Genomic DNA, 14,481 nt, shown 5'->3' with positions numbered 1-14,481 from the left:
TTCGCGGTGTCCCGTGCCTGTGGCGCTGCCCCGGTGTGGCGGCTTCGCCGACGGGGACGGGTGGCCCCGGGGCGGCAAAGCGCTCCCGGGCCGACCGGGGTACGGGTGGAACCACCACACGGCGGGCCCGGCACGTGAACCGTCCCCGGCCGCCCGGTGTGGTGACCGGACTCTCAGGCTGCCGGCTTGCCGGGCTGGTCGTGCGTCGAGCAGTGGATCCCGCCGCCGCCGGAGGCGATGTTGTCGATCTTCAGCGGCACGATGTCACGGCCGGGGAAGTGGTCGCGCAGGATCTGCCGCGCCCGGTCGTCGGCCGCGGCGTCACCGAACCGGGGCATGAACAGCGACTTGTTGGCGACGTAGAAGTTGATGTACGACGACACGAAGGCGTCACCCCGGCCGGTGATCCGGTCCGGGTCGGGCTGGGGCAGCTCGATCACCTGCAGGCGCTTGCCGTTCGCGTCCGTCGCGTCCTTGAGCACCTCCTTGGCCTGCGCGGCGGAACGCGACCAGACGTCGTCGGGGGCTCCGGGGAACGGCTGGTCCAGGATCACGACACCCGGGGCCGCGAACCGCACCAGGCAGTCGACGTGCGCGTCGGTGATGTCCTTGTCACGCACGCCCGCGAACCAGATCACCTTCGTGACGCCCAGCGCCTGCTTCAGCTCGGCCTCGATCCGGTCCCGGCTCCTGCCCGGGTTGCGGCGCTCGTTGACCACCGAGCTCTCGGTCACCAGCAGGGTCCCCTGGCCGTCGGTCTCGAAGGAGCCGCCCTCGGCGACCACCGGCGTCGTGATCCGCGGAATGCCGTACTTGCCCAGCACCGCAGCGGCGAGCTTGCTGTCGTTGCCGTGCTCCTTCTGCTTGTTCCCCCAGCCGCTGAAGTTGAAGTCGACGCCCTTGAGCGTGCCCGCGTCCTCCACGAACACCGAGATCGAGTCACGCGCCCACAGGTCGTCCACGGCCAGCGGGACGACCTCCACCTCGGACCCGCACGCCCGCTGCGCGGCATCCGCCTGCCCCGGCCGCGCGAACATCACCACCGGCTCGTAGCCGGCGACGGCCCGCGCCAGACCTGCGATGTCCGAGCGGACGTCCGGCAGTTGGCTGTCCCAGATGCCGGTCGAAGCCGGCCAGGCCATGAACGTCCGCTCGTGGCTCTCCCACTCCGCGCCGAACCGACGCCCCTGCGTGTCACCCGGGGCGGACGGCTGGGCGCCACCCGGGGCGGGCGCTCCGTCCACGTCGTCGTCGCCCGACGGGCCGCAGGCGGCGGCTCCGAAGGCCAGCAGGCCGACACCGGCCACGGACCGCAGCATCGTCCTACGGGAAAGGGAAGAATCTGACACAGGACACTCCGACAGAGAAAGGGTGAGCTTCTTCTGGGGCGTGGACACCCCACTTCGTCCGGCTGCGGGGCAGGGCAGCCAGGCGGGTCTTCGCGGTCTGGGGAGTCCGCTGCTTCTGGTCCGGGCCCGGATCCAGGCTACGGCAGCGGCTCGTGCATCGTGGAGCAGTGGATCCCGCCGCCGCCGGCCATCAGCCGGTCGACATCGAGCTGGACGACCTCGCGCCCGGGGAAGGCTTCGGCCAGGGTCCGCCTCGCCGCCGCGTCCTTCACCTCGTCGCCGAACTGCGCGGTGATCACGGCGCCGTTGACCACGTGGAAGTTGAGGTAGGAGTCGACGAACTTGGCGTCGCGGGACCGCACGGTGTCGGGACCGTCGACCCGGAGCACCTGCAGCCTCCGGCCCCTGGCGTCGGTGGCCCCGGCGAGGATGCCGAACTGCTCGCGGGCGTCCCTGGCCCACACGTCGGTGCGGTCCGCCGGGGGCAGTTGGACCATCACGACGCCCGGCCGGACGAACCGCGAGGTGACGTCGATGTGGTCGTCCGTGATGTCCTTGCCCTTGATACCGGGCACCCAGATCATCTTGTCCGCACCGTAGGCGTGCAGGACCGCGTCCTCGATCTCGTCCCGGCTCATCCCGCGGTTGCGGTTCTTGTTCACGAGGCTGCTCTCGGTGGCCATCACGGTGCCGTCGCCGTCCGTCTCGATCGCCCCTCCCTCGCCGACGAAGTCCGCCCTGCTGAATCGCAGGCCGTCGTGGTCGGCGACGTTCCGCGCGACCAGGGCGTCGTCGTCGTGGACCTGCTTGTCGCCCCAGCCGTTGAAGTTGAGGCCGACGGCGTCGAGGCCGCCACGGCCGTCCCGCCGGAAGACCGGCGCGATGTCGCGCATCCAGAGGTCGTCCGTGGGGATCGAGCTGATCACGCTGACGCCCGGACCGCACCAGGACCGGGCGACGGCGGCACTCTCCTCGTCCGGGGCCGCCATGACCACCGGCTCGTAGCGTGCGATCGTCCGGGCGATCAGGGCGATGTCCTGCTGCACGCCGCCCAGTTGCCGGCCCCAGACGGACTTGCGGGACGGCCAGGACATCCAGGTACGTGCGTGCGGCACGTCGTCCCGGTCCACCCACCAGGTCGGGGCCGCTGCGCTCGCGGGCCGCGCGGCACCCACCACCGAGCCCAGGGCCACCCCGGCCGCGCCGAGGCCGGCGGCACCCAGGACCCCCCTGCGGGAGGCCGTCGTCCCGAAGAACCGGCTGCCGAGCGAGCGGCTGACACTGTACGGATCACTCATGAGGGTCTCCAGATCAAGTATTGCGTGCCGGGTCGGCGGGGCACCGCTCCGGTCGATGCCCCGATGCCGGCCCTACGGCAGCCGCTGCCCACCCGCCCGCGTTCACCGGCGGGGCGCACGGCCTCGCTGATCCACCGCCGGGCAGGGTCACCGGGCGCCACTCGTACCGGGCGCTGCCGTACCCACACTGTGGCACTGACTGAAAATTCAGTCAAGAATGGAGGAAGTGTGCGTGGCACCTCGCCCACACCGGTGAACGCCTGCGGAACCGCGGCGAGCGGAGCCGCTCCCCGGGGCCGGGACCATCGGCATCGACACCGCACGGATTCGGACGGCGGGCCCAGCCCCGGGAACGGGCGCGCGGACCACCCCGATCCAGCCGAACGGCGGCCCGCCCGGGCAAGCCCATGGGCGGGCGCACGCGCGCCGCGGACCGCCGGGAACTGTCGGGAGCTGCCGGCACGTGTGTCTCGCGGGCGCGTCGGAGAGCTGCTCCGGTGCGGGTGGGCCCCGTGGATCCACAGCAGCCGGGCGGCGCGGGCGTCAGCGGCCGATCGGCGGGCCGGCGCGGAGACAGCGCCCGGGCACCTGCGGCGGGCGGCCCGCACGTCTCCGTCGAGGCCGGAGAAGCGCCGTTCACCGCCTCGGACACGGGCCGCCGTCGCAGCCCCGAGGAACCGGCCCCGGCGGGAGCACCGCCGCGTCCGCAGGCCCGGGCAGCCGCGCAGCGCACCGTCCGCACCGTCCGCACCGTCCGCGCCGTCCGCGCCGCCTGCGTCGCGGCGCCGCGTCACGCCGCCCACGGGCCGCCGTCGGTGCCCGGCTTTCGGCGCCCGGCTTTCGACGCCCGGTGTCAGCGACCGGCTGTCAGCGCAGTCGCTCCAGCTCGGTGTCGATCGCACACGCCATCAGTTCGCGCGCGTGCGCCAGCGGCAGGCTGCCGCTGAGCCAGCGCACGCTCAGGCCCTCCAGGAGCGCGGTCAGGCGCTCGGCCGAGCCGGCCAGCGCCGCAGCCCCGCCCATCGGCCGGACCCGGCCCAGCAGTTCGGCGATCTCCTGCACCCACACGAGCGTGGCCCGCGCCAGGTCCTCCCGCAGTTCGGGGTCGAACACCGCGCTCGCCCGCAGCTCTCCCCAGGCCGTGCTGTTCTCCCGCACCTCGGCGGTGTCCTGGAGCTCCAGCAGCAGCGTCTGCTCCAACTCGCCCCGCGCATCGAGTGGTTGGGCGCCGGAATCCCGCTCCGTCGTGTACCGCTCGGCGCGGTCGCTGATGAACTCCAGGGTCGCCCGCAGAATCCCGGTGCGGTCCTTGAAGTGGTAGTAGATCAGCGCGGTGGACACGCCCGCCTCGGCCGCGAGTTCCTCCACCCGCAGGCCGCGGACTCCGCGCCGGGCGATGACCCGCGCGGCCGCTTCCATGATTGCTGTTCTACGGTCAGCCACAGACCAACACCCTACCTGGGGTTCCGCCCCGTCCCGACCCGTCCCGAACCTCAATCCTGACTGAAATTACAGTCGGGTAGGATCCGGTGTCACTCGGAGCGACGCACCCCGGCCGGACCTCGCGGGCGTGCCCCGCCGGACGAGCGGGCCGGTGCCGTCGGGCCGCCGGAACCGCACAGCGACTTACAGGACCTACAGGAGGTGCAGGAAAGCAGCGTGGGCCACTGCCGCAGCCCGGCGCCGGCCAGTCCCGGTTCCCCCTCGTGAGCTCGCCGACCCCGCCCCGGGGCGAGCGGACCGGTGGCCGAACGTAGCGGACGGCCACGGACCTCGGAGCTCCCCCGCCCCGGACGACGGGACACCCCCGGGCGTCCACCGGCGTCCGCAGCGCAGGCCGTTCGGGCACAGCGCCGGCAGCACGCGTCCTTCACACGGCCCGCCACCACGAGTCACGACCACGTCGCGCGACGATCCGTGAAATCCGCCCGCAGCAGCGGGCCGGCCCCCACCGCGCATCCGCCTACCCCTCCGGAGAACCACCATGACCACCGAACACCCCGGCACCCCGCTGCCCGCAGCCTTCCAGACGCTGTCCGCGGACGACCCGCGCGAGGTGGGCGGTTACCACGTGTTCGCACGGCTGGGTGCCGGCGGCATGGGCCGGGTCTACCTGTCGTACACCCCTGGCGGGCGCCCGGTGGCACTCAAGGTCGTCCGGCCGGAGCTGGCCGGGGACCCCGAGTTCCGGCACCGGTTCGCCCAGGAGGTCGCCAGTGCCCGGCGTATCCACGGGCTCTACACCGCTCAGGTCGTTGACGCCGGCCCGGACGCCGCGACACCGTGGCTGGCCACCGCCTACGTGCCGGGCCCCTCGCTCCACCAGGTGGTCCACCAGTACGGGCCACTGCCCCAGCGGACCGTACTCCTGCTGATGGCCGGGATCGCCGAGGCGCTCCAGGCGATCCACTCCGTCGGCGTGGTGCACCGCGACCTGAAGCCCGCCAACGTCCTGATCGCCGCCGACGGCCCGCGCGTCATCGACTTCGGCATCGCCCGAGCCGCCGACGCCAGCGCTCTCACCGGAACCGGCCTGCGCATCGGCTCACCGGCCTTCATGGCACCCGAGCAGGCCCTGGGCAGGCCGGCCGGACCGGCCACCGACGTCTTCGCGCTCGGCGCGCTGGCCGTCTACGTCGCAGGCGGGACACCGCCGTTCGGCGACGGACCGGAGCACACCTCCCTCTACCGGGCGGTGCACGAGGAGGCGGACCTCACCCGGGTGCCCGCCGGACTGCACGGGCTGCTCCGGCACTGCCTGGCCAAGGACCCCGCCCACCGGCCGACCACCGCCCAGGTGATCGAGGCCGCGCGCGACCACCCCGCGATCGGCGGACAGCTCCGGTTCGCCGAGGACTGGCTGCCGCAGCAGGTCAACACCGAGATCCTCCGTCGCAGCGATCTGCCCGCGGCGCCCACCGCGCCGTTCACCGCCCTGGACGCGGTGCACGCCGTCGCCGACCTCCAGACGGTCCGCGCCGCCTACCCGGCGCCGACGCCGGCCCCGCCCGCGGACCCGACGTCGCACCTGCACTCGCCCCCGGCCCCGCACCCGGCTGCGGCTCCGGCTGCGGCTGCGGCTCCGGCTGCGCAGACACGGACCCGGCCGCGGGTCCGGACGGGCGCCCGGCGCCGCAGCGCCCGAACGGCGTTGGTGGCCGCCGCAGCCCTGCTCGTAGGGGCCGGCGCAGCGTACGTCCTGCTCGACACCGGCGCCGACGACGAGCAGACCGCCGACCTGTCCCCCACCGCCACGGAGACTGCCACGGCCGGGGGAGACACAGCCGCCGTCCCCGGGTACGCCACTGTCTACACCGGCACCGAGCTCACATCGCCGGACCACACCTACGAGTTCGACATCAAGTCCGGCCGAGTGTCCCCGCAGGACACCGCCACCTGGTACCTGGGGCGCAGCGCCACGGACTTCTACGTCCCCGAGGACAGCGACGCCTATGTCGCCCAGGACGGCCGGCTCACCCTCACCGACTGCGTCAAGGGCATCGAGAGCCGACCCGTCACGGCCCTCCCCTTCAGCACCCTGCAGGCCGGCCGGGCCTTCTGCGTACGCGGCCGGGGCGGCCGGGACATCGCGATCGTGCGGGTGATGGCGACACCGGAGGACGACGGGCCGGTCAAGGTCTCGATGGACTACTACCGCCGCGCCGACTGAACCGCCGGGGGCAGGGCAGCGAGTCCGGAGTGGTGGCCGGCCGGCGGCCGACTGCCTGGCCTCGGACACGGGGCGAGCCGTGGTGACCTGGTGGTGGCCGATGGCGTCGGCGGCGACGGGGACGGGGACGGCATCCGGGTACTACAGCATGCTCGCCTCCCGGACGGTGTGGAGGTGGACCAGGACGTCGTAGGCCCGGCCGATGGCGATCTCGGGCGTCCTGTCGTTCGGGAACTGCGTGCCGACTTCGTACGTCGGGCGCGAGGTGTCCAGCCACTTGCCGGCCGCGGCAGGAGCGTTGCGCAGGTCGGCGTAGTAGTCGCCGTACCGGACCTGGTCCAGCGTGTACTCGTTCGTGCCCGGACCGGCCGGGTCGACGGTGAACTTCTTCCACTCGCCGCCGAGCGCCTGGTCCTTGGAGAGAAAGGATCCCCGGTCGAAGGTGGTGCCGATGGCGAGGTAGTCCGTGCCCAGGGTGTCGCGGAGGAACGAGCCCTGGGTCTTCGGATACGTCGTGGGATCGGAACTCGCGTAGCCGACGTGGTCGTCGTGGGCCGACAGCAGGATCCGGTCGCCGGTACGCCGCTGCCACCACGTCGTGGTCTCGGCCATCACCTGGTCGCGGTAGCGCTCCATGGCGGTCAACGAGTCCGGGGCGTCGACGTCGAGGGTGAGGAAGGTGTAGGTCTGGGCGATGTTGCGGGCGTTCTGCAGGGCGAACTCGAAGTCGTCGTTGCCCGGCTCTCCCAGGCGTTCCGTCAGCTGGAGCAGCTGCTGCGCCCTGGTTGCGTTCTGCTGCCGTTCCGCGAGCGGCCGCTCCAGGTAGCCGATGGCGTCGTCGAGCGGGCGCAGGCCGGTGAGGAGATCGTTCAGGCGCGGCAGGGACTCCGGACGGGTCCGCCGGACGTAGTCGGTGACCGCGTCGAAGACGAGCTCGTCGAGTCCGGGCGCGCCGATGTCGTCACCCATGAAGTGGACCGGGTGGTCGGGGTGTTGGCGGTTGTGGTCGCGCATCCACTGGACGAGGGTCACGAACTCCGAGCGGTCCCAGGGGGATCCGGCCATCGTCTCGTGCACGACCTGCCGTGCGTCGCCGTCGCCGTGCTGGAGGTAGTCGTCGATCCGCAGACCGGCCGACCAGCTGACCTCCAGGGCGAAGGTGGTGAATCCCTTCTGCTCGACGAGGTAGCGGAAGACCCGGTCCTTCAGTGCGAAGAACTCGTGCGAGCCGTGTGTGGCCTCGCCCAGGCCGACCACCTTCGCACCACCGACCATCGCCCCGAGGGCGCGCAGGTCGGCCGTGCCGGCACCCGGCTCGGTCGACCGCAGCGGATGGGCGATCCGGTCCAGCGCGCGGACGGGGGCCGGCGCGGTGGCGGATGCGGACGCCGCCGGTGACGCGTACGCGGCCGTCGCGGGGGCGAGTGTCGCGGCCAGGGCGAGAGCCACCGCCGTGCGCCGCTTCCCGTTGCCGGTCATGTCTGATCACTCCTCAACCTGCGTGGTGTCAAATGCTGCTGAGAAGATCGTCACGCCTGCGGCGGCCCGGGCGCGCTGGGGCCAGCCCGACACTTTCACGGGGGACAACCCCATGACCGGGGTTTCGAGTCCGGCGCTCTGGGCCTGTGCGAACGAGTTGGGGGTGTGCCCTCCCGGGCGGTCCTTCCGGTGGTCTCCCACGGGCACCGTGGTGGAGGTGACCGGCCGACCCCCGGAGCACGGCTGACGAACGGCTGCCGGAGCGGTGCCGCGGTGCAGACCACCGACCGGTGCGGCACCGCTCCGGCGGTGGCACCACGCCGGTCCGCGGCTTCACGGCACGGCGGTGGCAACGCGCCCGGTCCGCGCTTCACGGCCCCCGGGCGAGCGCCTGGTCGCCCCGGGTTCGGGCCGCCCTGGCGGGCTCGGGCCACCGGCGGCGGTCCGCACGACCGCCGGGAGGCGTCCGGACCCACCGGGAAGCACCCGGCACGCCGACGCCCGGCACGTCCACGCGCGGCGGCTGGAGCGGCGTCGAGTCCCGGAGGGCTTCCCGGTCCCGCTCGACGACGCCGTCCCGGGTCTGCGAGGTCGTGCCCTGGAGGGCCGGCCTGAAGTCCCTCCCCGGGTCGACGTCCGTTGTGGTCGCGGCCGTCTGCTCAGATATCGGACTCCAGGAAGGTGAGCATGTCGTCGGCGTGCTCCTCCTCGCGGGCCAGGATCTCCTCCAGGATCCGCCTCGTGGTCGGGTCGCCGTCCCCGAGCCAGTCGATCATCTCGGTGTAGGAGGCGATGGCGATCCGCTCCGCCACCAGGTTCTCCCGGATCATCTGTTTGAGGTCCGTGGCGGGGACGTACTCGGAGTGGGCTCGTCCGACCACCCGCTCCGGGTCCAGGTCGGGTGTGCCGCCGAGCTGGGCGATCCGGCCCGCGAGCAGGTCGGCGTGCCCCTGTTCCTCGTTGGAGTGCGCCAGGAACTCCTGGGCGACCGGCTCCGAGTCGAGCCCCTTCGCCATGAAGTGGTGCTGGCGGTAGCGGAGCGTGCAGACGATCTCGGTGGCCAGGGCCGTGTTGAGCAGTTCGACCACCCGGGGCAGGTCCGCGTGGTACGCGTCGGTGACCGGGCCGTTCATGATCTCGGCGCGGGCCTTGGCCCGCAGCTCATGGACATCGGTCAGGAAGTCAGCCATGGAGTCCTCCGGGGAAGGGCGCGCCGGGACGGCGCGCGGGGGACGGCGTCCGGCCCGCGCCTGCCCCAGCAGATCATCCGCACACCGATCCCGCTCGGCGGCGACGCACTCGGCGCGGCTGGGCCGTTCGGGTGGAGTCCGGGCGGCCGTCGGGCGGGCGCGGGCGTACCGGGGGCGGGGCGCACCCGGTCGACGGGGCTCCCACCGGGTTCCCACCGGCTTCTGAGTGGGCGGTGGTTCGCTTCTCGCATCGCACCGACCGCCCGGTCGGCCGCGGAGGAGAACAACACGAGAGGAGGGACCTCCATGTCGATGGTCCTCAAGCTCCAGAAGATGGACACCGTCGAGGGTCACGGCCCGATCGACCAGGACGCGATCAGCCTGAGCTCCTGCGACTCGCAGAGCTGCTGACCGAACCCCACGGGGCCCCGGCGGTGTCGCACCGCCGGGGCCCGCTCCGCAGCGGCCCATCTCGTCCGGACGGAACAGCCCATGCTCTCCTGGCAATCGCTCCAGTACTACCTGCAGTTCGACCGGCGCTGGTACGAGACCGCCGACCGCCACCGCCCCGGCCCCGCCCACCTGGCCGTCTTCCGCTCGCTCGTCCCGGACGGCTGGCGGACCCGCCGGCGCGGGCTGTGGTTCATCGCCGACCCGCCCACCGGAACCACACCGGCCCAGGGCTGGAAGCTGCACGTCACGGCGGTGCCCGGGGAGAGCGCCGAGGTGCTGCGGCTGGCGCTGCCGGTGCTGGTCGAGAGCGGGACCGCGTTCAAGTTCCTGATCGACCCGTTCTCGGTGGAGCTGACCAGCGGCAAGAACTTCTCGCGGACCGCGAGCGGCAAGTTCATCACGGTCTACCCCGCGGACGAGGAGAGGTTCCGCGCGGTCGGTGCGGCGCTGGCCGCCGCGCTGGAGGGCCGCACCGGCCCGTACATCCTCTCCGACCGCCGCTGGCCCGGGTCGACCGCCGTCTACTACCGCTACGGCGGCTTCTCGGCGGTCCGGCGGCTGCGGCCCGACGGCGTGAGCGATCTGATGATCAGTGCGCCGGACGGCACGGCCGTCCCGGACGTCCGCACACCGTACTTCGAGGCACCGCCGTGGGCCCTCGACCCGTTCCCCGCCGAGGAGGAGCAGGAGGGGACGCTGAACGGCCGCTACACCCCGCACACCGCGCTGGCCTTCGGCAACCGCGGCGGCGTGTACCTCGCGACCGACTCGCACACCGGCCGGGACGTGGTGCTCAAGGAGGCCAGGCCCGGCGTGCTGGTCGGCCGGCCCGGCCACCTGGTCACCGAGGTGCTGGAGAAGGAGTACCGGCTGCTCGGCGAGCTGGCCGACACCGGGTACTTCGTCCGCCCGATCGACTTCTTCCACGAGTGGGACCACGCCTTCCTGGTCGAGGAACTGCTCGACGGCCCGCACTACAGCCGGCACTGCATCGGCACCAACCCGGTGATCACCGGCCGGCTGGACCCGGACTCGCTGCGCGCCTACTACCGTGCCCAGCAGGGACTCTGGCGCCGGATCGCGCAGGCCGTGGCGGCGGCGCACGGCCGTGGCATCCTGCTCGGCGACCTGTCGTACACCAACGTGCACGTCACCTCGGACGGCACTTCGGCGACCGTGCTCGATCTGGAGACCGCCGTCCGCGAGGGCGAGGACCCGCACCTCGGCGTCCACACCGTGGGCCTGGCCAGCCCCCGGCTGCGGGCCACCAACCGGTACGACCGGGCGGCCGACTGGCACGCGCTCGGCTCGCTGATCCTCAGCTCGGTCATGGTGGTCAACAACACCACCGGGTTCCACCGCCCCGCGCTGTCCCGCTTCCTGGACTCGCTCGCCGCCGACCTCGCGCTGCCGGCCGAACTGGTCGAGCTGATCGGCCGGTTGACCGATCCGGAGGCGGTGGACGCGGACTTCGACCCGGCCGGGGTGCTCAAGCTGATCGACGCGCTGCCGTTCGAGGACCCGGCCCTCTGGGCCGCCGACGTCCCGCTCGCGCTGCCCGCGACCGACCGGTACCGCGACCCCGAGCAGGTGCCGGGGCTCGGCGACGCCGAACTGGCGGCGCTCACCGCGCAGCTCGCCGACCACGCCCTGGCCGCGGCCGACCCGCAGCGCCAGGACCGGCTCTTCCCGGCCAACCCGCTGGTGTTCCAGACCAACCCGCTGTCGCTGGCGTACGGGGCGATGGGCGTGCTCTACGGCCTCCACCGGCTGAGCGGCGAGGTGCCCGCGGAACTGCTCGGCTGGGCGCTGTCCAAGGACGTCGACCCGGCCGCGTACCCGCCCGGCCTCTACCTCGGACAGTCCGGCCTCGCCTGGGCCTTCGACGAGCTCGGCCACGCCGGGGTGGCGGCGGCGCTGATGGACCGCGCCCGCAGCCACCCGCTGCGGTTCGCCGTCTCCGGCGTGCTGTACGGCGCGGCCGGCTACGGCCTGGCCTGCCTCCACCTGTGGCGGCGGCAGGGCGACGACCGGCTGCTGGAGGACGCGGTGGAGGCCGGACTGGCGCTCGCCGCCACCGCCGTCCGCGACGAGCGCGGTGCCCACTGGCCGGAGACTCCGCCCGGTGAGGAGCAGCCGCGGATCCGGGTCGGCTACGGGTACGGTGCGAGCGGTGTCGCGCTGTTCCTGCTGTACCTGCACCTGGCCACCGGCGAGGAGCGCTGGTACCGGCTCGGCCGGGAGGCGCTCGGCTTCGACCTCCGCCAGGGCACCCGGCTCCCGGGCGGTACCTGGGGCTTCCCGAGCTTCGCCCGGGACGCCGGGGCCGAGGGCCCGCAGGTGCTGCGCAACTACTGGGACGAGGGCACCGCGGGTGTCACCACCACCGTGCTGCGCTATCTCGCGGCCCGGCCCGACGAGGAACTCGCCGCGCTGGTCACGGACCTGCTGACCGACTCGGCCCGGAAGTACGCGGTGTTCCCGCAACTGTTCCACGGCCTCGCCGGGCTCGGCAACGTGCTGCTCGACGCCGGCGAACTGCTGGGCGAGGAGCGCTGGTTCGCCGAGGCGCGACGGGTCGCCGAGGGCGTGCTGCTGAGCCGGATCGAGCACCCCGACGGGGTGGCCTTCCCCGGTGAGCAGGCGCTCCGCGAGAGCTGCGACCTGGCCACCGGGTCGATCGGCGTCGCGCTCTTCCTGGACCGGCTGCGCCGGGCCCGGCCGGGCGGACGGAGCAACTTCAACTTCACCGTCGACGGGCTGCTGCCGTGAGCCCGCTCTCCGGGCGGTTCCGCCTGGTCGGTGCCAACCCGCTGTTCCGGCGGCTGTGGATCGGCCAGTTCACCTCCGAGCTCGGCAGCTCGATGACCGTACTGGCGATCCCGCTGCTGGCGGTCGCGGTCACCGGGTCGCCGGGCCGGGCGAGCGTGCTGGCCACCCTGGGGTTCGTCACCACCTGGCTGACCGCCGTCCCGGCCGGCCAGCTGGCCGACCGGGTGGGGCCGCGCCGGCTGATGCTCGCCTGCGACACCGTCCGGCTGGCCTCGGTCACTGCGGTCGCTGCCGGGGTGCTGCTGGGCGGCCCGCCGCTGTGGCTGCTCGGCACCGCCGCGGTCGTCTCCGGTGCCGCCATGACGGCCTTCAACCCGGCGGCCGGGAAGATGCTGCGGACCGTCGTGCCGGCCGAGCAGCTGCCGGAGGCGGTGTCGGCCAACCAGATCCGCGGCTACACCGCCGCGATCGCCGGTCCGTCCGTCGGCGGCGCCCTCTTCGGGCTCGCCCGCGCGGTGCCGTTCGCCGCCGACGCGCTCTCGTACCTGGTGTCGCTGCTGTGCGTGCGCGGCCTGCCCGAGGGCCGGGCCGCCGACACCGGCGGCGGCCGGCGAACCTGGCCGAATCTGTGCGAGGGCCTGGGCGTGCTGTGGCACACGCCGTTCCTGCGCGGCACCCTGGCGTACTCGGTGCCGGCCAACCTGGCGGTCTCGATGCTGATGTACATCCTGCTGCTGCGGCCCGAGGCGGCGGGCGGCGGCATCGGGGCCTCGCTGAGCGGGGCCGCGGTCTGCGGGCTGGTCGGCTCCACCTTCGCCGCCGCCGCCCACCGGAGGTTCGGCCTGCGGCGGGTCATGATCGGAACGGGCACGGTACGGCTGCTCGCCGCGCTGACCGCCGCCCTGGTGGGCGGCCCGGTCGGGCTCGGGTTCGCCCTGGGTGCCGTCCTGCTGCTCGCTCCGGTGGTCGGCGCCGCCATCAGCACCACTACCCTGCTGGTGGTCGACTACGAGGTCTACGGCCGGGTGAGCGGCACGACCTCGTTCATCGCCGGCGCGCTGCAGCCGCTCGCCCCGCTCGCGGCCGGCTTCCTGCTCCAGACCGCGGGCCCCACCCCGGCCCTCGGCGTGGTGGCGGGCCTCTTCGCGCTCTGCGTCCTCGCCGTGCTGGCCGGCCGGCGCGGCCTGAACGTCACCGTTCCCGCACCGGCCCCCGCACCGGCCGGCACCTGACCCGTGGCGGGATCCGCCTGACCCGTGACGGGCCCGCGGCGGCACTCGGTTCGCCCCGACCCGACGACGGGGCCCCGGACCGAGCGGGTCGGCCCGGACCGAACGGGTGGGCCCTGACCGGTGGGTCGGCCCCGGCCCGGCGGGCGGGGAAGCCGACCTGCCGGGTGACGGGCCGTCAGCCGAAGGCGGCCGGCCAGCTGAGCGTCGGGTCGTGCGCCAGCACCCGCTCGGTGATCCGCGCGAGTTCGGGTCCCGGGGAGACCCCGAGTTCCTCCCGCAGCACCCGCCGGGCCGAGCCCAGCACCGCGACCGCCTCGGCCTGCCGCCCGCAGCGGTAGAGGACCTGGGCCCGCAGCGCCCAGCCGGACTCGCGCAGCGGCGCCTCCGCCGTCAGTTCCTCGCTGTCGGCCAGCGTGAGGTGGTGGGCGCCCTGCGCGAGCAGCGCCGCGATCCGGATCTCCCGTGCCGTGGACCGCAGTTCCGCCAGGCGTCCGCTCTCCGCCTGGACGAACCGCAGGCCGTTCAGGTCCGCGTAGGCCGGGCCGTGCCACAGCCGCAGCGCCCGGTCGGCGTGTGCCAGCGCCTCGTCCGGGCGCCCCTCGACGCGGGCGTGGGCGGCGGCCCGTACCAGGTTGACGAACCGGGCGCTGTCCACGGCGTCCTGACTCACCGCCAGCCGGTAGCCGCCCGCGTGCCGCAGCAGCACCGAAGGCGTCTGCCGGGCGCCACGGCGGGGTTCGAGAGCTCGCCGCAGGTCGGCGACGTAGGTGTGCAGGGCCTGCCGGGGCTTGCCGGGCAGCCGTTCCTCCCACACCGCATCGATGATCTGCTCCTCCGTCACCAGGTCGCCCCGGGCCAGTACCAGCGCGGCCAGGACGGCCTTCGGCCGAGGGCCGCCCAACTGGACCCGGTCACCGTCCACCGCCGCCGTGATCGGTCCGAGCACCTCGATCGCCGGCTCCGTCGTGTTCTGCTCCATGGGGCGAGCCTGACGCGGCGGCAGTCCGCTTCCCATGGGGGTCGGCCCCCGTATTCCGG

The 14,481-nt window shown here is 73.6% G+C and carries 9 protein-coding genes; 3 read left to right on the top strand and 6 right to left on the bottom strand.

Annotated features, from left to right (window positions below; genetic code table 11):
- Nucleotides 1-173 precede the first annotated feature (173 nt).
- The 3 genes from ACFC1R_RS18390 to ACFC1R_RS18380 all read right to left on the bottom strand — a co-directional run bounded on the left by ACFC1R_RS18390 (nt 174) and on the right by ACFC1R_RS18380 (nt 4,066).
- Complete coding sequence (locus ACFC1R_RS18390) at nt 174-1,319, bottom strand: agmatine/peptidylarginine deiminase (RefSeq protein ID WP_375939728.1); 1,146 nt, start codon at nt 1,317-1,319, stop codon at nt 174-176.
- Nucleotides 1,320-1,486: 167 nt separating this feature from the next.
- A complete protein-coding gene (locus ACFC1R_RS18385) occupies nt 1,487-2,647 on the bottom strand; it encodes an agmatine/peptidylarginine deiminase (protein WP_375939726.1) in 1,161 nt (386 codons plus the stop codon).
- 867 nt (nt 2,648-3,514) lie between these two features.
- Entirely contained in the window at nt 3,515-4,066 is a 552-nt protein-coding gene (locus ACFC1R_RS18380; protein WP_375939724.1) for a TetR/AcrR family transcriptional regulator, read from the bottom strand.
- A gap of 565 nt (nt 4,067-4,631) precedes the next feature.
- On the opposite strand from ACFC1R_RS18380, the gene ACFC1R_RS18375 reads away from it, so the two are divergent.
- The gene (locus tag ACFC1R_RS18375) at nt 4,632-6,317 is read left to right on the top strand and encodes a serine/threonine-protein kinase (protein WP_375939722.1); all 1,686 of its coding nucleotides are present in this window, start codon (nt 4,632-4,634) and stop codon (nt 6,315-6,317) included.
- Nucleotides 6,318-6,458: 141 nt separating this feature from the next.
- Here the strand turns inward: ACFC1R_RS18375 and ACFC1R_RS18370 are convergent, their stop codons facing one another.
- The gene (locus tag ACFC1R_RS18370; protein WP_375939720.1) at nt 6,459-7,796 is read right to left on the bottom strand and encodes an erythromycin esterase family protein; all 1,338 of its coding nucleotides are present in this window, start codon (nt 7,794-7,796) and stop codon (nt 6,459-6,461) included.
- 659 nt (nt 7,797-8,455) lie between these two features.
- On the bottom strand, nt 8,456-8,986 hold the full coding sequence (locus tag ACFC1R_RS18365; RefSeq protein ID WP_375939718.1) for a bacterioferritin: 531 nt from the start codon (nt 8,984-8,986) through the stop codon (nt 8,456-8,458).
- Between the two features lie 492 nt (nt 8,987-9,478).
- On the opposite strand from ACFC1R_RS18365, the gene lanKC reads away from it, so the two are divergent.
- Both lanKC and ACFC1R_RS18355 read left to right on the top strand, forming a co-directional pair.
- Nucleotides 9,479-12,211 (top strand): class III lanthionine synthetase LanKC, encoded by a 2,733-nt coding sequence (lanKC, locus tag ACFC1R_RS18360; RefSeq protein ID WP_375939716.1) that lies wholly within the window; start codon nt 9,479-9,481, stop codon nt 12,209-12,211.
- Entirely contained in the window at nt 12,208-13,443 is a 1,236-nt protein-coding gene (locus tag ACFC1R_RS18355) for an MFS transporter (RefSeq protein ID WP_375939714.1), read from the top strand. Before lanKC ends, ACFC1R_RS18355 begins: the two co-directional genes overlap by 4 nt.
- A 175-nt stretch (nt 13,444-13,618) precedes the next feature.
- On the opposite strand, the gene ACFC1R_RS18350 is transcribed toward ACFC1R_RS18355, so the two are convergent.
- Nucleotides 13,619-14,422 (bottom strand): BTAD domain-containing putative transcriptional regulator, encoded by an 804-nt coding sequence (locus ACFC1R_RS18350; RefSeq protein ID WP_375939712.1) that lies wholly within the window; start codon nt 14,420-14,422, stop codon nt 13,619-13,621.
- Nucleotides 14,423-14,481 lie beyond the last annotated feature (59 nt).

This window comes from Kitasatospora sp. NPDC056138 (assembly GCF_042264695.1).
GTDB lineage: Bacteria > Actinomycetota > Actinomycetes > Streptomycetales > Streptomycetaceae > Kitasatospora.
This window is presented reverse-complemented; position numbering and strand designations above follow the sequence as displayed.